The sequence below is a fragment of the Staphylococcus sp. FSL W8-0774 genome (assembly GCF_038006785.1).
GTDB lineage: Bacteria > Bacillota > Bacilli > Staphylococcales > Staphylococcaceae > Staphylococcus > Staphylococcus pasteuri.
Window position 1 is genome coordinate 1,374,140 of sequence record NZ_JBBOVW010000001.1, and the last position, 20,345, is coordinate 1,394,484.

At 29.8% G+C, this 20,345-nt stretch carries 22 protein-coding genes and 1 pseudogene; 19 read left to right on the forward strand and 4 right to left on the reverse strand.

What is annotated here, in order from left to right; genetic code table 11:
- Window positions 1-71: 71 nt before the first annotated feature.
- The 7 genes and pseudogenes from NSQ15_RS06675 to NSQ15_RS06705 all read left to right on the forward strand — a co-directional run.
- Window positions 72-155: pseudogene (locus NSQ15_RS06675) on the forward strand (hypothetical protein); the annotation flags it as partial.
- 390 nt (window positions 156-545) lie between these two features.
- Complete coding sequence (locus tag NSQ15_RS06680) at window positions 546-1,205, forward strand: response regulator transcription factor (RefSeq protein WP_017638002.1); 660 nt, start codon at window positions 546-548, stop codon at window positions 1,203-1,205.
- Complete coding sequence (locus NSQ15_RS06685) at window positions 1,202-2,560, forward strand: HAMP domain-containing sensor histidine kinase (protein ID WP_340747040.1); 1,359 nt, start codon at window positions 1,202-1,204, stop codon at window positions 2,558-2,560. Before NSQ15_RS06680 ends, NSQ15_RS06685 begins: the two co-directional genes overlap by 4 nt.
- 235 nt (window positions 2,561-2,795) lie before the next feature.
- The gene (locus tag NSQ15_RS06690) at window positions 2,796-5,600 is read left to right on the forward strand and encodes a 2-oxoglutarate dehydrogenase E1 component (protein ID WP_340747041.1); all 2,805 of its coding nucleotides are present in this window, start codon (window positions 2,796-2,798) and stop codon (window positions 5,598-5,600) included.
- A 17-nt stretch (window positions 5,601-5,617) separates the two neighbouring features.
- Window positions 5,618-6,904: a dihydrolipoyllysine-residue succinyltransferase gene (sucB, locus tag NSQ15_RS06695; RefSeq protein ID WP_029055355.1), complete on the forward strand. Its 1,287-nt coding sequence runs from the start codon at window positions 5,618-5,620 to the stop codon at window positions 6,902-6,904.
- 156 nt (window positions 6,905-7,060) lie between these two features.
- A complete protein-coding gene (locus NSQ15_RS06700) occupies window positions 7,061-7,897 on the forward strand; it encodes an ATP-binding cassette domain-containing protein (protein WP_046466676.1) in 837 nt (278 codons plus the stop codon).
- The gene (locus tag NSQ15_RS06705; protein ID WP_046466675.1) at window positions 7,897-8,601 is read left to right on the forward strand and encodes a hypothetical protein; all 705 of its coding nucleotides are present in this window, start codon (window positions 7,897-7,899) and stop codon (window positions 8,599-8,601) included. The genes NSQ15_RS06700 and NSQ15_RS06705 overlap by 1 nt, the downstream gene beginning before the upstream one ends.
- A 99-nt stretch (window positions 8,602-8,700) precedes the next feature.
- Here the strand turns inward: NSQ15_RS06705 and NSQ15_RS06710 are convergent, their stop codons facing one another.
- Window positions 8,701-8,871, reverse strand: coding sequence for a hypothetical protein (locus NSQ15_RS06710; protein WP_029055356.1), 171 nt, complete (start codon window positions 8,869-8,871; stop codon window positions 8,701-8,703).
- 235 nt (window positions 8,872-9,106) lie between these two features.
- On the opposite strand from NSQ15_RS06710, the gene NSQ15_RS06715 reads away from it, so the two are divergent.
- The 5 genes from NSQ15_RS06715 (at window position 9,107) to brnQ3 (ending at window position 14,441) form a co-directional block, all read left to right on the forward strand.
- Complete coding sequence (locus NSQ15_RS06715; protein WP_070451179.1) at window positions 9,107-9,916, forward strand: VOC family protein; 810 nt, start codon at window positions 9,107-9,109, stop codon at window positions 9,914-9,916.
- Window positions 9,917-9,947: 31 nt separating this feature from the next.
- Complete coding sequence (locus NSQ15_RS06720; protein ID WP_002451189.1) at window positions 9,948-10,151, forward strand: DUF6501 family protein; 204 nt, start codon at window positions 9,948-9,950, stop codon at window positions 10,149-10,151.
- Window positions 10,152-10,277: 126 nt separating this feature from the next.
- Entirely contained in the window at window positions 10,278-11,069 is a 792-nt protein-coding gene (locus tag NSQ15_RS06725) for an ATP-binding protein (RefSeq protein ID WP_070451183.1), read from the forward strand.
- Between the two features lie 12 nt (window positions 11,070-11,081).
- Window positions 11,082-12,971, forward strand: a complete 1,890-nt coding sequence (locus NSQ15_RS06730; RefSeq protein ID WP_070451185.1) for a vWA domain-containing protein — start codon at window positions 11,082-11,084, stop codon at window positions 12,969-12,971.
- A gap of 126 nt (window positions 12,972-13,097) precedes the next feature.
- Window positions 13,098-14,441, forward strand: coding sequence for a branched-chain amino acid-like transporter carrier protein BrnQ3 (brnQ3, locus tag NSQ15_RS06735; RefSeq protein WP_017636525.1), 1,344 nt, complete (start codon window positions 13,098-13,100; stop codon window positions 14,439-14,441).
- A gap of 76 nt (window positions 14,442-14,517) precedes the next feature.
- Here brnQ3 and NSQ15_RS06740 read toward each other — a convergent pair whose 3' ends face one another.
- From NSQ15_RS06740 to NSQ15_RS06750, 3 genes are read right to left on the reverse strand one after another with little or no spacing between them, the layout of a single operon-like run.
- Window positions 14,518-15,651 carry a toxic anion resistance protein gene (locus NSQ15_RS06740; protein ID WP_070451425.1) on the reverse strand — a complete coding sequence of 378 codons (1,134 nt, stop codon included), beginning with the start codon at window positions 15,649-15,651 and terminating at the stop codon, window positions 14,518-14,520.
- Window positions 15,652-15,674: 23 nt separating this feature from the next.
- On the reverse strand, window positions 15,675-16,298 hold the full coding sequence (locus NSQ15_RS06745; RefSeq protein ID WP_017636527.1) for a 5-bromo-4-chloroindolyl phosphate hydrolysis family protein: 624 nt from the start codon (window positions 16,296-16,298) through the stop codon (window positions 15,675-15,677).
- 25 nt (window positions 16,299-16,323) lie between these two features.
- The gene (locus NSQ15_RS06750; RefSeq protein WP_026083438.1) at window positions 16,324-16,593 is read right to left on the reverse strand and encodes an acylphosphatase; all 270 of its coding nucleotides are present in this window, start codon (window positions 16,591-16,593) and stop codon (window positions 16,324-16,326) included.
- Window positions 16,594-16,749: 156 nt separating this feature from the next.
- On the opposite strand from NSQ15_RS06750, the gene msaA reads away from it, so the two are divergent.
- From msaA to NSQ15_RS06775, 7 genes are all read left to right on the forward strand, one after another.
- On the forward strand, window positions 16,750-17,058 hold the full coding sequence (msaA, locus tag NSQ15_RS06755; protein WP_017636529.1) for a regulatory protein MsaA: 309 nt from the start codon (window positions 16,750-16,752) through the stop codon (window positions 17,056-17,058).
- A gap of 186 nt (window positions 17,059-17,244) precedes the next feature.
- Complete coding sequence (cspA, locus tag NSQ15_RS06760; protein WP_002433901.1) at window positions 17,245-17,445, forward strand: cold shock protein CspA; 201 nt, start codon at window positions 17,245-17,247, stop codon at window positions 17,443-17,445.
- A 567-nt stretch (window positions 17,446-18,012) separates the two neighbouring features.
- Window positions 18,013-18,318, forward strand: coding sequence for a CPBP family intramembrane glutamic endopeptidase (locus tag NSQ15_RS12510; RefSeq protein WP_186803558.1), 306 nt, complete (start codon window positions 18,013-18,015; stop codon window positions 18,316-18,318).
- A 4-nt stretch (window positions 18,319-18,322) separates the two neighbouring features.
- Window positions 18,323-18,724, forward strand: coding sequence for an Msa family membrane protein (locus NSQ15_RS12515; protein WP_046466669.1), 402 nt, complete (start codon window positions 18,323-18,325; stop codon window positions 18,722-18,724).
- Entirely contained in the window at window positions 18,718-19,572 is an 855-nt protein-coding gene (locus NSQ15_RS06765; RefSeq protein WP_124760152.1) for an ABC transporter ATP-binding protein, read from the forward strand. Before NSQ15_RS12515 ends, NSQ15_RS06765 begins: the two co-directional genes overlap by 7 nt.
- 15 nt (window positions 19,573-19,587) lie before the next feature.
- Complete coding sequence (locus NSQ15_RS06770) at window positions 19,588-19,833, forward strand: hypothetical protein (RefSeq protein ID WP_340747042.1); 246 nt, start codon at window positions 19,588-19,590, stop codon at window positions 19,831-19,833.
- 173 nt (window positions 19,834-20,006) lie between these two features.
- On the forward strand, window positions 20,007-20,315 hold the full coding sequence (locus tag NSQ15_RS06775; protein WP_340747043.1) for a hypothetical protein: 309 nt from the start codon (window positions 20,007-20,009) through the stop codon (window positions 20,313-20,315).
- Window positions 20,316-20,345: the final 30 nt, after the last annotated feature.

Below are 20,345 nucleotides of genomic sequence, written 5' to 3' on the forward strand. Positions count from 1 at the left end.
TTCCAACGTTAGTCTTTTACGGGCATATAAAAGGGGATTATGAAAATGACCAATACATAAGAACGAAATATATGTGGGGGAAAGTTCTTTTTGGTATTGATAATCATTTTCAATTATTATTATACACGACTGAGAATCGTTGTCAATTAGAATCCTGAAAATTTTATGATTTATTATTAAAAGGATTAAGAAATCCCTCAACCAAAGCATTTTTGCTTAAATATCCCTACAAAAATAGTTCTCAATACTGATAATAACACCATTGAAAGTATGATAAAATTTATTTAACAACATAACTCGTTATGACAATACATAATAATGCGTTGAACTCTTTCAATTTACCTAAGATTATTACGTTTTAAAGTAGGATGTATAAACAATACTTTTATATTTTACTTAATACCAAAAGACATTGAAATGAGGCCACTTTGACATAAACAAAAATAATCACATTAACTTTTACATATTTATTAATTTATGATACATATTTATAACATACAAAATATTTATTTCAAACATATATAGTCATATTAAGAGGTGCAAAAATGACAAATATTTTATTAGTAGAAGATGAACAAAATTTAGCTCGGTTTATCGAACTTGAATTAACACATGAAAATTATCAAGTTGATATTGAAAATGATGGTGCCACTGGTCTCGAAAAAGCACTAAATAAAACATATGATCTTATTATCTTAGATTTGATGTTACCAAACATTAATGGACTTGAGATATGTAGACAAATTCGTCAAGAACAAACCATACCTATAATTATTATTACAGCTAAAAGTGATACTTATGATAAAGTCGCTGGACTGGATTATGGCGCCGATGATTATATTGTTAAACCATTTGATATTGAAGAATTACTTGCTCGTATTAGAGCAATTCTGCGACGCCAACCTCAAAAGGATACTATTAATATTAATGGTATTGTTTTAGATAAAGAAGCATTCGAAGTAACAGTTGATGGTACACAACTCGACTTAACTAAAACTGAATATGATTTGTTTTATATCCTGGCAGAAAATAGAAATCACGTATTACAACGTGAACAAATATTAGATCATGTTTGGGGTTATAATTCTGAAGTTGAAACCAATGTAGTAGATGTTTATATCAGGTATTTAAGAAATAAACTCAAACCTTTTGGTAAAGATAAAGTGATTGAAACCGTTCGCGGTGTTGGGTACGTGATACGATGATGAAACAACGAAAACTCAAATACAAATGGATGTTAATTACAACTTTAATTACGTTTGTCACAATTGTTCTATTTTGTTTAATCATCATCTTTTTTCTGAAAGAAGCACTACATAATAGTGAATTAGATGAAGCAGAGAAAAGTTCCAATGACATTATCAATTTATTACACTCTAAGCCACCAGAAGATATATCTGCACTAGACTTAAACGCGTCACTAGAGAATTTTCAAGAAGTGTCTATATTTGATGATAAAGGTAAAAAATTACTTCAAACAACTAGTGAAAATTTACCTACAATACCTTCAAATGTAGGACTATCACATCCAGAACGTGTAAAAGTCGTTAATTATAAAGGCGTTGACTACTTAGTCATCACCGAACGCATTCATTCCAAAAAGTTCGATGGTTATAGTATATTGGTTCATTCATTAGAAAGTTATGAACATCTTGTTCAATCTTTATATATTGTTGCAATAGCATTTGGTTTAATTGCGACATTTGTCACAGCTATGGTGAGTTACATTTTCTCATCTCAAATTACAAAACCAATTGTCACAATGTCTAATAAGATGAATCAAATTCGACGTGATGGCTTCCAAAACAAACTAGAACTAACTACCAATTACGAAGAAACAGATAATCTAATATGCACATTTAATGAAATGATGTTTCATATTGAAGAATCTTTTAATCAGCAACGTCAATTTGTGGAAGATGCGTCTCATGAACTTAGAACGCCACTACAAATTATCCAAGGTCATTTAAACTTGATTCAAAGATGGGGGAAAAAAGATCCTGCAGTATTAGAAGAATCTCTTAATATTTCACTTGAAGAAATGAATCGTATTACTAAACTTGTAGAAGAATTACTTTTATTAACAAAAGATAATGTAAATAGCGGACAATCTCAAGAAGAACTTGTAGATATTAATTCTGAAATATTATCTAGAGTTAAATCTTTAAAACAATTACATCCTGAATATACTTTCGATATCGATTTAGATGAGAAGCCGATTAAACTTCAAATGAATCGACATCAATTTGAGCAACTCATTTTAATTTTTATTGATAATGCGATGAAATATGATAATGAAAATAAATATATCCAAATACGCACTCAATTAAAAAATAAACAAACGAGTATTGAAATCACTGACCATGGTCTTGGTATTCCTAAACAAGATTTAGAATTTATATTCGACCGTTTCTACCGTGTTGATAAATCACGTGCACGTAGTCAAGGTGGTAATGGCTTAGGCTTATCAATTGCTGATAAAATTGTTCAATTAAATGGTGGATTCATTCAAGTCGAAAGTGAAGTCAATCAATTTACAACCTTTAGAATTATCTTCTAAAAACAAATCATTAAACGTTGACTTTATATCATTGATTCTTATATTTAACTATTTAAATTCAAAATGTATATTAAGCAACCGTTCACCCAATCAATTCATATATTTCAATTAATTCAGAACCAAAATTATCTTGGTTCTGTTTTTTTACAATAATAGGTAAATCCACTTTAACAAAATTTGAAATAATGCTATTATTGTGTTGTAAGCGTTTCAACATTTTTGTGGAGGGTGTAATATGACAAAGGACAAGAGAGAAGTTACAGAGGCACCTGTAAACTTCGGCGCAAATCTAGGGTTAATGCTAGATTTATATGATGATTATCTACAAGATCCTTCATCAGTACCCGAAGATTTACAAGTCCTATTTAGTACAATTCAAACAGGGGAAGCTCATATCGAGGCTAAACCAGCCGCAAATGGCGGTGGTTCACAATCTGGTGACAGCACAATTAAACGTGTCATGAGATTAATCGATAATATTAGACAATACGGACATTTAAAAGCAGATATTTATCCAGTCAATCCTCCAGAGCGTAAACATATTCCTAAATTAGAAATAGAAGATTTCGATTTAGACCAAGCCACTTTGGAAAACATTTCAGCTGGAATCGTATCAGAACATTTTACTGATATTTACGATAATGCTTATGAAGCCATTGTTCGTATGGAAAAAAGATATAAAGGACCAATTGCGTTTGAATACACGCATATTAATAATAATAAAGAGCGTGTATGGTTAAAACGCCGTATCGAAACACCTTACAAAGCTACATTAAATAATCAACAAATAACAGAATTATTTAACAAATTAGCTCATGTAGAGGGATTCGAAAAATATCTACACAAAAACTTTGTAGGTGCTAAACGTTTTTCAATCGAAGGTGTTGATACGTTAGTTCCAATGTTACAACAAACAATCACTCGTGCTGGTGAAGAAGGTATTACTAATATTCAAATTGGTATGGCACACCGTGGTCGATTAAATGTATTGACTCACGTTTTAGAAAAACCTTATGAAATGATGATTTCAGAATTCATGCATACTGATCCAATGAAGTTCTTACCAGAAGACGGTAGTTTAGAACTAACAGCTGGTTGGACAGGCGATGTTAAATATCACTTAGGCGGTATTAAAACAACTGACTCATACGGTATTGAACAACGAATTGCTCTAGCAAATAATCCAAGTCATTTGGAAATTGTAGCACCCGTTGTTGAAGGTCGTACGCGTGCTGCCCAAGATAATACTCAACAAGCCGGTGCACCACAAACTGACTTCCATAGAGCGATGCCAATTATTATTCATGGTGATGCTGCATATCCAGGTCAAGGTATTAACTTTGAAACAATGAACTTAGGAGATCTTGAAGGTTATTCTACAGGTGGTTCATTGCACATCGTTACAAATAATAGAATTGGTTTCACTACTGAACCAACAGATGGTCGCTCAACAACATATTCTACTGACGTTGCAAAAGGCTATGACGTGCCAATTTTACATGTCAATGCTGATGACGTAGAAGCAACAATTGAGGCGATTGATATTGCAATGGAATTCCGTAAAGAATTCCACAAAGATGTCGTTATTGATTTAGTTGGTTACAGACGTTATGGACATAATGAAATGGATGAACCTTCTATCACAAATCCATTACCATATCATAATATCCGCAAGCATGATTCTGTAGAACTTGTTTATGGTAAGAAATTAGTCGAAGAAGGCATTATCAGTGAAGACGAAATGAATCAAATCATTGATAACGTTCAAAAAGAAATGCGTGCAGCGCATGACAAAATCGACAAATCAGATAAAATGGATAATCCAGATATGGAAAAACCTGAGGCATTACAACAACCATTGCAAAGTGATGATAAAGAATTCTCATTCGATCACTTAAAAGAAATCAATGATGCAATGTTAACTTATCCTGAAGGTTTCAACGTTCTGAAAAAACTAAATAAAGTTCTTGAAAAACGTAGAGAACCATTTGAAAAAGAAGATGGCTTAGTTGATTGGGCTCAAGCTGAACAACTTGCTTTTGCTACAATTTTACAAGATGGAACGTCAATTCGATTAACTGGTCAAGATAGTGAAAGAGGTACATTCAGTCACCGTCATGCGGTACTACACGATGAAGAAAATGGGGACACATATACTCCGTTACATCATGTACCTGACCAAAAAGCGACATTCGACATTCATAATTCACCATTATCAGAAGCAGCAGTTGTAGGTTTCGAATATGGTTATAATGTTGAAAATAAAGGTAGCTTTAATATTTGGGAAGCACAATACGGGGACTTCTCAAACATGGCTCAAATGATGTTTGATAACTTCTTATCAAGCGCACGTGCAAAATGGGGCGAACGTTCAGGTTTAACATTGTTCTTACCACATTCTTATGAAGGACAAGGTCCAGAACATTCATCAGCACGACTTGAAAGATTTTTACAACTTGCAGCTGAAAATAACAGTACTGTAGTTAATTTATCTAGTGCAAGTAACTACTTCCATTTATTACGTGCACAAGCAGCAAGTTTAGATTCTGAAGAAATGAGACCATTGATTGTAATGTCACCTAAAAGTTTATTACGTAATAAAACAGTGGCTAAACCAATTAATGAGTTTACATCTGGTGGTTTCCAACCAGTTCTTGCTGAAGAATATGATGCAAATAAAGTGAAAAAAGTTATTTTAGCGTCAGGTAAAGTATTTATAGACTTAAAAGAATATTTAGCTAAAAATCCAGATGAGTCTGTATTACTTGTAGCTGTCGAAAGATTATATCCATTCCCAGAAGATGAAATTAAAGCTATTTTCGATGAATTACCAAACCTTGAGACAGTGTCTTGGGTACAAGAAGAACCTAAAAACCAAGGTGCATGGTTATTCGTTTATCCATACCTTAAATCACTTGTTGGCGATAAATATAATTTAAGTTATCATGGAAGAATCCAAAGGGCAGCACCAGCTGAAGGTGACGGTGAAATCCACAAACTTGTTCAAAATAATATTATTGAAAGTAGCATTACTAAATAAATAGGGGGAAAAATAAAATGCCAGAGGTTAAAGTTCCAGAATTAGCAGAATCAATTACAGAAGGTACCATTGCAGAATGGTTAAAAAATGTTGGAGATAGCGTAGATAAAGGTGAAGCTATTCTTGAATTAGAAACAGATAAAGTTAACGTAGAAGTTGTATCAGAAGAAGCAGGTGTATTATCAGAACAACTTGCTAACGAAGGCGACACAGTTGAAGTAGGTCAAGCTATCGCAGTTGTTGGTGAAGGAAGTGGTAATGCTTCAAGTGGTTCATCAGACAATCAAACTCCACAAAATAATGATGAAACTAATAAAGACGATCAACAAGCTAAAGAAACAACTCAACAATCAAATGATAATAATCAATCATCTGATCAATCACAAGATGATTCATCTAATAACCAATTTGTTAAAGCAACACCTTCAGCGCGTCGTCATGCACGTGCAAATGGCGTTGACTTAAACGAAGTGGCTGGAAAATCAAACGACGTTGTAAGAAAAGAAGATATTAATAACAATCAAAACCAACAACAATCATCACAAAGTGATAACAAACCTTCTGGTAATGAAGCTAAAAAATCAAGCGACAAACCATCTAAACCAGTTATTCGTGAAAAAATGTCACGTAGAAAGAAAACAGCTGCTAAAAAATTATTAGAAGTATCTAATAACACAGCAATGTTAACAACTTTCAATGAAGTTGATATGACTAACGTTATGGATTTACGTAAACGTAAGAAAGAACAATTCATTAAAGATCACGATGGTACTAAATTAGGTTTCATGTCATTCTTCACTAAAGCTGCAGTAGCTGCACTTAAAAAATATCCTGAAGTTAACGCTGAAATTGATGGCGAAGACATGATTACTAAACAATACTATGATATTGGTATTGCCGTTTCTACTGAAGATGGATTACTAGTACCATTCGTAAGAGATTGTGATAAGAAAAACTTCGCTGAAATCGAAGAAGAAATCGCAAACTTAGCTGTTAAAGCACGCGACAAAAAATTAGGCTTAGACGATATGGTTAACGGTTCATTTACTATTACTAATGGTGGTATCTTCGGTTCAATGATGAGTACACCAATTATTAATGGTAGCCAAGCTGCAATTTTAGGTATGCACTCAATCATTACACGTCCAATTGCAATCGATAAAGATACAATTGAAAATCGTCCAATGATGTACATTGCTTTAAGTTATGACCACAGAATCATCGATGGTAAAGAAGCAGTAGGATTCCTAAAAACAATTAAAGAATTAATTGAAAATCCTGAAGATTTATTATTAGAATCTTAATTTTATATTCGTAAATTGAATAAAATAAAAACAACGGGGATTCGTTTCTCCGTTGTTTTTTTATAATTAATACTATAGTTGTATATCACTTTTAAATGTTGAATGATAATATGATTTTAATAATGAAATTAAGTAATGAATGATAAGGTGAAAATGATGAATACAGATGCTATTGTTGCGGATAAAATATATAAAACGATAAATCATAAAGAAATAATAAAGGGGATATCTATGTCTATCCCTCAACATACGATTACGCTTATACAAGGACATAATGGAACAGGCAAAAGTATTACTTTGAAAATGATTGCCCAACTTTTAAAACCTTCAACTGGATCAATTAATGTTAATGGTACTGTGAGTTATGTTCCAGATGCATTTCCTCCTTATCTTAATTTAACGATAGCTGAATATATTAAATATCTGATTCATACATATAACTTAAACAAAAATGACTCATTTCTTAATACTGCATTAGATAAATTTCAATTAACTCCATTTTTAAATCAAAAAATTAAAGATTGTTCAAAGGGAACTCAACAAAAGGTTAATATATTACAATGTTTATTAGCGGAAGCAGATGTATACATTTTAGATGAGCCTTTTAATGGACTAGATGATAGTTCTCTAAACTATTTAATTCATATATTGAATAAATTAAAACATACTGCAACAATTATTTTAACTTCACACGAAGCGCATATTCATAACAATATTATCACTCATATTTACAATATCGAGACCAATCAATTAACAAAGCTTAGTGACAAACAATATCATTATAAAATTATAACTGTTCAAGCAAGTGATGAATTAAAATTCAAGCAATTCTATAGTGAAATCGCTCAACAATTCAAATTAACAACACTAGAAAATGATAAAGATGATATTTTCAATATTAAAATTGAAGATAAACAAATGAATGCAATACTTTTGGAATTAATCAAAGCTGGCTTTCCAATTAAAAAGGTAAAAGAGGAGAGTGACATTTAATGACAATGTTCAATTATCAATTTAAGAAATTGATACGATCTTATACCTATATTCCTCCTTATGCATTATTTATCGTTTGGATTATTCTGTTATATGTATATAGTGGGCAACCTGTACTTTCAGCATACGCTTCAGCCACTATCATATTGTTACCAGTTGCCGCTTGGTTAACTATTAATAATTTTAAATTAGAGTCAAATACTGAAAGACAATTACTATTTATTCAAAATCAATCTAAATTAAAGTATCTAACTAACAAATTGATATTCAGTTTTATTATTATGATTCCACTGATTTTGTTTTCTATAATATATCCAATAATATTGCACAGTTTTTCTGAACATCTAACAATATCCAAATTATTTTTAGGTCTTTATCTACATATACTTGTCATAATTATAGGAATGATCATTGGAGCCGTTATTAATACTCAAAACATATTATCAAAAAGATATAGTTGGTTACTTTTAATATTGATTGTTTTATTATCAATATTAAGACAAACAGTAATTCAACATTATCCAATATCAAAATTCATTTTATGGATAATCCCACCAATTGGTGATGTTATACAATATTATCAACTATCCTTAACTGAAATTTTATCAACTGATTTTTTATTATTAAATATATGGTTTGTGATATATATTATTTTAAGCTCTACCTTACTTTATTATATTTTCTCTAAAACCGAGTATCTATAAAAGAACGTCCTAATACTGTTTGAATTTAACTGTTAAAAGCATAGCTTACTATGTCGCTATTAACATCATTCAAAGATTAGGACGTTTTATAATTATATTTTAATAAAGCATGAAGACTTCAATAATTGCTAAAATAAGAAACACAACAAAAGCAATTAGAAAATATTTAAAACTTGGTTTTTGTTTATTTTGTAAATTTGTAAAAACTTGTATACCTGAATAAACAGCAATTAATACAGTAATTGCAAATATAATCCACATACTGGACATATGATATGCCTCCTTCACTAATCTCTATATTTACATTTTAATATACTTTCTCGATAATACCAAAATGAATTTTTGTTCAAATATGAAAAATTAATTACAAACAACTTTACACTTGGTGAATATTTTGAATTTTATACACGTTTCAAGTTATTTTCTAATAGAGTTCATCATATAAATCATGGTTAAAATACGTTATAATAATAGAGTAAAGATAAATGATTAGGGGTGTCAGTAGATGAGCGGAATTAGAAGCGTCACGTTAGGTACAAGTGACTTATCTAAAACGAAAGAATTATTCGAAAATATATTAGGTTTAAATTCATCTGAGAAAGGCGACAACGCATTAAGATTTGGCGATGCTGATTTAAATCCAGGAACACGTATACATTTTGTTGAAGTTCCAAACAATGACTATCAAAATTCACATATAGATAGTGTAGGATTAAGAACACCGTCAGATTCTGGTTTGGATGAATATCAAGATATATTAAATCAACATCAAATATCTTTTAGCTCAATTACTGAACTCAATGGTAATATGCATTTTAACTTTGAGGATCATAACCAACAATTGTTTGATATCTATTCTAACGAACATAATACAGGTGTCCCTTTAGGTATGCCATCATTTGAAAGTACTGTAAATCCATTACATCAAATTCAAGGTTTAGGACCTGTTATTCTTAAAGTGAATGAATTATCTATTACAGCTTCAATTCTTAATAAAGTATTTGGTTTACATATATTTGCTGAATATCTTCCTTCTGAAGAAGCTACTCAAGCCATTCAAGTATTTAAAATAGGTGAAGGTGGACTTGGAGGCGAGCTTCATTTGTATGAAGCAGAGAACGAAATTACTAATCAAGAAAATGAAATGATAGAACAGGTTGAATTTTCAACAAATAGTAAAGCTGATTTTGAAAATGCTAAACAAACTTTAAAAGAAATTGGCATTCCATATCAAACATTACAACAAGATGATTCCGAATCATTAAGAATCACGGAAAATAGTGGTATTTCTTTTATATACACACTAGATAAATAATTTAAATATTCATAAAGGTAGGGAACAATAGATGTTACATGAAACGTGGAAAGAACGCACACCAATTAAAAAAGTTGAGGTTACGAATACAGATGCTAAAAAATTTACTGTATCTGATATGTTAACTGTTGGTAAGCAATATGATGTAATAAATGAAACAGAAGAATATTATCAAATCATTGATAATTCTGGTTTAGTTGGTGGCTATTATAAAACATACTTTAAAGAAGTTTAATTTCCTAATATTTTAAAGTTAACTTTACTAAAAGTAGATAAAACAATAGTCAACAAGACTAAGACAATTGGAAAGTACAACCCACATGTCTTAGTCTTTTTCATATTAAAAAGGAGCATGCAAATAATGGCACAATCACAATATAAAAACTCAGATGTTTCCGTATTTAACGATGCGAAAGCACTATTTGATTTAAATAAAAATATATTATTAAAAGGGCCTACAGGTTCTGGTAAAACTAAACTTGCCGAAACATTAAGTGAAGTTGTAGATACACCAATGTATCAAGTTAACTGTTCAGTTGATTTAGATGCTGAAAGTTTATTAGGCTTTAAAACAATTAAAACTAACGAACAAGGTCATCAAGAAATAGTATTTATAGATGGACCAGTAATCAAAGCAATGAAAGAAGGCCATATTCTATATATTGATGAAATTAACATGGCTAAACCTGAAACATTACCAATTCTTAATGGTGTATTAGACTATCGTCGTCGAATTACGAATCCATTTACAGGTGAAGTGATTCAAGCTAAACCTGGATTCAACGTTATTGCAGCAATTAATGAAGGCTATGTCGGTACATTACCGATGAACGAAGCACTTAAAAACCGTTTCGTAGTTATCCAAGTTGATTATATTGATGGAGACATTCTTAGCAACGTTATTAAAGAGCAAAGTCGTTTACAAGATGATGCCATCATCAAACAAATTATTAAGTTCAATGAAGATCTACGCATAATGTCAAAACAAGGTCAAATCTCTGAAGAAGCAGCAAGTATTCGTGCCCTCATTGACTTAAGTGATTTAATTACAGTAATGCCAATTGAACGTGCCATCAAACGTACAATCATCGATAAACTTGAAGATGAAAGAGAACAACAAGCAATTATTAACGCAATAGAACTTAACTTTTAGAGAGGGATTATTATGAGCGACCGTTTCATAAAATTTAACGATGAACAATTAGATGCTAAACAAGTTATGATGTTGCAAGACTTAGCACGTTTACTTTTAAAAAATGAACAAACGCAAGTCAAAATTCAAAAATTCCCTTTTTATAATCCATTTAACAATACATTAATTACTAGTTGGTTTTGGTCTCATCGCTCAAAACCCGTTGAAGAAGCAGGTCTAAAAACGGATGTTATGTTAGCTGCTTATGGATATTATATGATGGATGTAGATATTACTAATGAAGTACTTCATAACGATGAATTTAATCATCCTAAATTTTTCCAACAATTATTCAAATTATTGGAAGATATGCGTATTTTTAATGAAATCAAAACTATGCGACCAAGCACAGCAAAATATATTGATTTACGCTTGAAAACTAGACTCACATTTACTGAATCACAAATTAATGTATACAAAACAAAAACACTATATACAGACTTATTATTTTTATATTTAGAACACGCTTTTATAAAGCAAAATTTCTATGATGTTCCATCAATTCACCCTAAATTCGATGATGTATTAGTAAATATGTATCAATATTTACCTAATTTTTTCCAAAACAAATCTTCAGAAGACAATATGTATTTAGCAGAACGTATATTATATCAAGTTGACGACTTACTAAAAGAAGATATGTTAAACGAATATTATTATATTCCTAAAAATTTATACGAAGATATTCAAGCTGAAACATTCGAAGATTTGAAACGTACAGATGCAGCAAATACTGATGGCCACGATCAAACGCAAGAAGATACTGATGCAGTTACGGCAGAAGCTGAAACTAAATCTGCAGACAGTCAATCTGAAGGTGGCGCTTATTTAGAAATGGAACTTCATGAAGGTGAAAATAGTGATGTTATGGCAGATAATGATACTGCTAGAGAAGGCGACTCGTCTGATGATATGACAGACATGATGACCAAAAAAGGGAAAGGGTCACAAAATACATTAGACCGTGAAGAAGGCGGGTTTATTGGACAAAATAGTGCATTCGCATTAGAAGGTATCAATCAAAATGTCGAAATTGAGTGGAAAGTCCCTGATATTTTACCTGAATATCTTCAATTATATGAAGACGTCAAACATGATGTTCAATTTGAAATTAAAGATTTAATAAAAATTATTAAAAAGACAATCGAAAGAGAACATCAAGATGAACGTCATAATTTAACTAAAGGTCGACTACAAAAAGACTTAATTAATTGGTTTATAGATGATCAATACAAATTATTTTATAAAAAACAGGACTTAAGTCAATCGTTTGATGCAACGTTCACTTTATTAATTGATGCTTCTGCAAGCATGCATGACAAAATGGATGAAACGATAAAAGGCGTTGTACTTTTCCATGAAACATTACGAGAATTAAATGTTAAACATGAGATACTTGCATTTAATGAGGATGCTTTCGACTCTGATGATTCTAAGCAACCCAATATTTTTGATGAAATCATTCATTATGACTATTCTACAATGAAAAAAGATGGTCCTCGTATTATGGCACTAGAACCACAAGATGATAATCGTGATGGTGTAGCCATACGCGTTGCTAGCGATAGACTGATTCGACGCAGTCATAACCAACGATTTTTAATTGTCTTTTCAGATGGGGAACCTTCTGCATATAATTACAGTCAAGATGGTATTATAGATACTTATGAAGCAGTGGAAAATGCAAGAAAATACGGTATTGAAGTCTTTAATGTATTTTTAAGTCAGGAGCCAATAACAGAAGATATAGAACAAACGATTCATAATATCTATGGTCAGTATTCTATATTTGTTGAAGGTGTAGAACATCTTCCTAGTTTATTATCTCCATTATTGAAAAAACTCTTACTTAAATCTTTTTAAAAATTTGTCTAATTATGAAATTTAAATGAAGTAAGTGTTTAAATTTTCTGAAATTATATAGACTTACAAATTATATTTATGCTAGAATATTTAATGTTGCATATTTAATTATAAAGGAGCAGCATTATGAATAAGAATACATGGATTGTAGGGTTCATGCTATTTGCTATGTTCTTTGGTGCAGGTAATTTAATCTTCCCAACGAATTTAGGTTTAGATAGTGGACACTTTTTCTGGCCTGCGATTCTCGCTTTTGCATTAACTGGGATAGGATTGCCTTTACTTGGCGTCGTGGTTGGTGCACTTGATAAACAAGGTTATATTGGCGCATTTAATAAAATTTCACCTATATTTTCAATTATTTTTTTAATTGTTATTTACTTAACTATTGGACCTTTGTTTGCCATACCTCGTACGGCATCAACATCATTTGAGATGACAATAACTCCAATTGCACATTCACATGGTAATCTAACATTATTTATTTTTACGTTAATATATTTCATTATCGTATTATATTTATGTATCAATCCTAATAAAATGGTTGATCGTATAGGTTCATTATTAACACCTTTATTATTAATTACTATATTAGCTATGATTATTAAAGGGTTTATTGATTTTAGTAGTCATTCTTCAAGTCATGGGAAAACAGAACTGTTTAACAATAATATCGGTAGTTTTTCACAAGGCTTTACACAAGGTTACTTAACTATGGATGCTATTGCTGCAATAGCATTTTCTATGATTGTAGTTAATGCGATAAAAGCCACTGGTGTTAATCACGCAGATAAAATTTTCAAACAAACGTTAATTGCTGGATTAATAGCAGCTGTAGCATTAGTTTTTATTTATATATCACTTGGATTTATCGGAAATCATATCGATGTCTCAGATGCAAAATTAAAAGCATTAGCCGCGAAAGACCAAAATGTAGGTACATATTTATTAACTACTATGGCATCAACAGGTTTCGGAACATTTGGTAAGTATTTATTAGGTATTATTGTTGCATTAGCTTGCTTAACAACGGCATGTGGATTAATTGTAGCTGTTAGTGAATATTTCCATCGAATTATTCCTAAAATATCTTATAAGACATATGTTGTGTTCTTTACAATTGTTAGCTTTATTATTGCTAATCAAGGTTTAAATGCAGTGATTACGATGTCACAACCCGTTCTTAGTGTCATCTATCCAGTAGCGATTACAGTAGTTTTATTAATATTATTAGCTAGATTTATTCCAACAAAGCCAATTACACAACAAATTACTGTTATAGTAGTTGCAATCGTATCGATTTTAAGTGTAATTCACACACAAGGGTGGTTAAAACTTAACTTTATGGATTATCTTTGGTTAAAAGATTATTCATTAGAATGGTTCCCAATTGCTGTTATTACAACAATTATTGCATATATTATCGGTGCATTTATTAAACAACAACCTATCGTCTATCAAAAAGAATAAATCATAGAAAAATAGCCAGTAAAATGAGTTTTAAAATGACTCATTTTACTGGCTTCTTTATTTATCTTGCTTTGTGCTATTCTTTTCTCATTGATAATAGATGTTGTTTTAAATCATTTTCTAAGCCTGATAGTTCTTTTTCGGCAGCTTGTCGTTTTTGTCGACCATCATGCTGAATTTGCAATGTTTGCTCGATTGTATCAATAATATCACTTTGAGTTTGTTTTAATGTTTCAATATCTACAACACCACGTTCATTTTCTGTGGCTGTTTCAATAGCATTTTGTTTTAACATCGCGGCATTTTGAGTTAGTAGATCATTAGTAGTATCAGTGACTGCGCGTTGAGCAGATACTGCATTTCTTTGTCGCATGAGCGTTAGGGCAATAGCCATTTGATTTTTCCAAAGTGGAATACTTGTTAAAATCGAACTTTGAATTTTTTCAGCTAAGGCCTGATTAACATTTTGAATCATACGAATTTGTGGGGCAGTTTGTATTGCAATTTGTCTTGAGAGTTGTAAATCATAAATTCTTTTTTCTAATCTATCCACAAATTGTTCCATATCTGCAACTGCTTGTATATCCATTTGATTACCTGATTGTTCTGCTTTATGTTGTAAATTGGGAATCGTTGTTTGTCGTATCTCTTGTTTTTTACGTTGAGCAGCTGCAATATATAACGTTACTTCATCAAAATATTGTTTGTTTTGGTCATATAATCCATCTAATAAATCGATATCTTTTGTTAAATTACCTTTATGCTTTTCCAATTGAATTGTTATACGATCAATTTGAGAACTAACAGATTGCATTTTGGAAAATATTTCATTAATTGAGGCTTGAGTTCTTCTAAAGATACGTTTTAATTTAGATTGTTTGCTTGGGTCTAAATCATTTGGATTAACTGATTTTAACTTACTCATCAATTGATTTAATGAGTCACCGACAGGTCCCATGTCTTTAGATTGAACATCATCTAACATTTGATGAGAGAATTGAGACATATTTTGTTGTAAATTAGTACCAAATGATAATAAGCCATCATGATCTAGCGGTTTAATTTGCTCGCTAATTTGATTGATTTTTTGTTGGTCTTTCTCAGTAAATTGATGTTCAAAATCTTCGACAACTGTATTTGATTGCCCAGTTTGATTATTAATATACTGATCAAGAGGATGTGAGGCCTCACGTTCTAGTTCATTTGACATAGCCATTAATGCTCCTTTCTATATTATTTTTGTCTACGTTGTTGCTCTAATTTGTTTAATTCCATTTCAACATCTAATCGTTCATAATCTTCTTCATTTAATTGTTTTAAGTCTGCTACTAATGTGCGTTTAACCTCATCAAGAGTAATACGCGTTTGTTCTAACTTTTGCTTTTCTTCATGTGATTTCTTAGGCATTTTCGTTAATCTAGTATACGAATCCACTAAATTCAAAGCATTATCTATATGTGAATAGAAAAATCCTTCTACTTTAAAAAACATACCTGGACGTTGTTTCACACTCATATAAATAGAGCGAGATATTCTATAGATATCATTTACTTGTCTGAAGTCTTTAATAGATCGAATATTAATAAATGATTTTAAAATCATTCGAATTTTAGCCTGCGCTTGATTCAATTGACCTCTAACATATCTATATTCTCTTCTAGTTAAACCTATTTCATTTAAATACTTCCGTGATGTTAGCCGTTGGGTAGGGAAGTATGACACTATAAACCCACCCAAACCAATAACAGCATCTATGATAAATGACAGATCTAATCCAAAGATACTAATCATCCAAGCAATAATCGCTACAGGAATACCTACCATCATTCCAAATATTCTTGAAATATTATATCTCAACTGCCATCTTCCTTTTTAAATTAGTTTAAATCGTTTTAAAATCTTTCAATGATTCATCAACATCAAGTGTTTCAATATCATAATTGGTTACATTTGAGGCAGGAGAAGCACCTGAAACAACACTATTAATAAATTGATCTAAACTTTCTGTATCTCCTTGTGCATATATATCTACATAATCATCAACATTTTGTACTGTTCCTTTAATATCATGTTGATTTGCTATTTTCTGTGTATAAAATCTAAAACCGACACCTTGAACTGTGCCGAATACTTGTATATGTTTGCGTTCCACCATAATCACCTCTTAATATCATTATAAGGATAAAACGTTAAAAAAACTAATAATAACTACACTACGTATCGGCCAAAAGTATGAGTCTTCAAACTTGATTTTGTTATACAACAAGTTAAAATTAACATATAGAATTATACAAAGAAGGGGATACATATGTGGACAGTTGCAAAAATTAGAGCTGACTACGAGGGTTGGTGGTTATTTGAAGATTGGCCAGAAAAAATCGTAAAGCAATCTGAGTTTTCATCATATGATGAGATGTTAGAAGAATATCAAGATTTAATTAAAGCTTGCCAAGCCTATTATGATAACTGTGTAATGGGAAAATATAATATGTACGCATTTTACAATAATTGTGATTTAAATTTCTGCGAAGATTGTGATGAAGATTTACAAATATTTTATAGTTTTATTGTTTTAAAAAATAATGAAGTATATTATAATCTTCCAAAAATAGTTTAAATGATAATTTCCTATAATTGTATTGCAATTTTGCTATTTTTAAACTATAATATTAATTAAGCAATAGTTTTATTCCATATTGCAAAAAGTATTTGCTATTATCGTTATGACTAATTAGACCATGTATTTTTTGTAATATGCGAATAACGCATATTGAATGAATTTTAGTCTTGGAGGTTTCAGATTATGAAACAAGGTACAGTTAAATGGTTTAACGCTGAAAAAGGATTCGGCTTCATCGAAGTTGAAGGAGAAAACGACGTATTCGTACATTTCTCAGCAATTAACCAAGATGGTTACAAATCATTAGAAGAAGGTCAATCAGTTGAATTTGAAGTAGTTGAAGGCGACCGCGGACCACAAGCTGCGAACGTTGTAAAACTATAATAAATAGATTGTAAAAATTGACTTTATTAACTAACACCTTACCAAGATGTAAGGTGTTTTTTATTGGAGTTTTTATATAAAATTAGCTGTTAGTGATCATAGGGTCACTAACCGTTTTTTATTTGAGGAATAGAAGTATATTAAAGAATAATAATGTAGACAATTTTATATAAATATTATACAATAATTATAACAACTAAAGGGAGGGATTAAAATGGAAAGTTTATTCAAATTATTACATGTATCAATTGGACGCTTTCATATTGGCTATAGAGGCAGACGTGTTAAATGGTAATTAATACACCTACTTTAGAGAATAAGATAAAAATCATCTTATTCTCTATTTTATTAGTAATATTTTCCTCTGCTTCATTAAGTATTTCCATAGGCATTTTTTCTATATTAATAAAAAATGAATTTGTACTTCAACTATGTACACTACTATCATTTATAATAAGTTTTATAATAATACCAATTCTTTTTATTAAACTTTTTAAGTTAAATAGTGTTGAAGGTTTATCTATTAATGTGAACAAATGTCTGTTAATATTTTTATGTTTTATTTTTATGTCATTTATTACTAAAGACTATTTAATAACATTTTATTTCCTATGTGTAGCTATTGGAGAGGAATATTTATTTAGACATATAATATACAAAATACTTAGTAAGGAATTTAATATAGTACTTATATCGATAATTGGTTCAATTTTATTTGCTTTTTTATTACATCTAAATGAACCTTTTTTAATTAATTTGATTAATAGGTTTCCAAGCAGTATAATATTATATTTTATTCGTTATAATATAAATTTAAGTTTTAGTATAATTACACATTGGATTTATAATTTACTATTAACTTATTTGGGGTGAATTAATGAAATATTATTTTTCTACTTTTATTTTAATTTCAATATTTTACGGGATAATGTGTTATTTTCAATTCAATATTAATGTTTACCTTGCATCAATATTAACGCTTTTAATTCCTACTATTATTACGGGTGTTTTTATTTTTTACTGTAACAAACACTATCAATTTATGATTACAAATAGTCTGTTTAATTTATTATGTTATATCTTATACAGTCTTTATATAATGAATTTACCTAATTATGATTCTTATATTTTAAATTCTAAAAAAACGAATGATCAATTTGAAATTTCTATTGATGAGAATATGATAGCTATACCTCAATTAATTTTTATATTTTTATTTATGACTTCCGTTTTATTTTTATTAATACTTATCAAAAAAAGGAGGGGTTTTAAATGCTAAAATTACAGAATATTAAAAAAACTTATGGTTCTACAACTATCTTAAATAATATTAATTTTGATATGAATAATGGCGATATTATTGGTTTAATTGGTAAAAATGGTTCGGGTAAAACCACTCTAATGAAATTAATTGCTAAAATGCAACGACCTTCTGAAGGGACTATTTCATACAATAACCAAGATATACATATAAATGAAAATATACTTACTGACTTTGGTTTTATGATTAATCAAGTATATTTTCCTAATTATAGCGCGCGTCAAAATTTAGAATTTTATTTAAAAGTAAACAATCAAAATCAATATCTCGATAAAATAAGTGATATTTTAACTTTTGTTGCTTTAGAAGACAATAAAAAGAAGGTTAAAGACTATTCATTTGGTATGAAGCAAAGACTATGTTTAGCAATGTGCTTAATTACAGAACCTAAAATAGCAGTTCTAGATGAACCGTTTGTTGGTTTAGATCCAGTAGGTATTGATCAATTAATTCAACTTTTACAACAATATGCTGCAAAATATCAATCTATATTTTTAATTTCTAGTCATCAGATTAATGAATTAAAACAAATATGTAATCGTTATTTGTTCCTTAACAATGGTGAAATCAAAGAATTAAAATCTACACAATTTGAAAATCGACAATTACTTACATATACAAATCCAATAAAAGATATGCAATCAATCAAACAACAATTTGATTTTATTACGCATATAGATGGCAATACTATAGAAATTATTGACCAAGAAGATAATCTGAAATTAATTCAAAATTACATAGGTAATGATAATACTTTACTCAACATCAAAAATATTGAAGCAGATTATATATCATTATTTAAATAGTTAGGGGATTAAACAATGTTAAACGAAATTTTTAAATTTACAGTAAAGTTAAAGTCATTTTGGGTCTTATTATTAATCAGTTTATATCCATTACTTATTTTTATAGCAGAACTAACACATAGTGATTTTGTTTCATTATCATCAACTGAAAAAAATAGTGTCTCGTTTGCAGAATTACTGATTGCTATTTCTGATACAGAACTTAAATTTTTATTACCCATTGTATTAATAGGTATGATGATATTAAATCAGGCCGCTTAATCTTATTTAAAGATCAAAATAGGGATAAGATATTTAACTATAAATTTTTATCTATTTTATTATTAGTTATTATCTCACGAATAATATTAATCATTTCTAGCATTATCGTATATCTATTCTTTGTTAATAAACACGACTATTCTTCACACTCATTATTCTTAAATGATACATTAGTGAATAAAAGCTTTATATTATCATTAGTAGGTATTTTCAGTACGATTATTATTTTGTTATTTTTAGGAATTTTATCATCAATTAAATTTAATTCAGCTTATACAATTATGATTATGGTAATTGGATACATATTAACTAAAATCGTAGAAATGCTACCTAAATTTAAAGTTCTACCAGTATCTTTTATAAAACTAGAACATGTTCAAAATTTTAATTTTCAGTTAGGTATGATGATAGGGCTAACATTGCTCTACATTATTATTTTTTACGTCATCGCTCGTACATTATTTAAAAAATTACAGTATTAATACAAAATTAAAGGTTCAATACAAGACAAT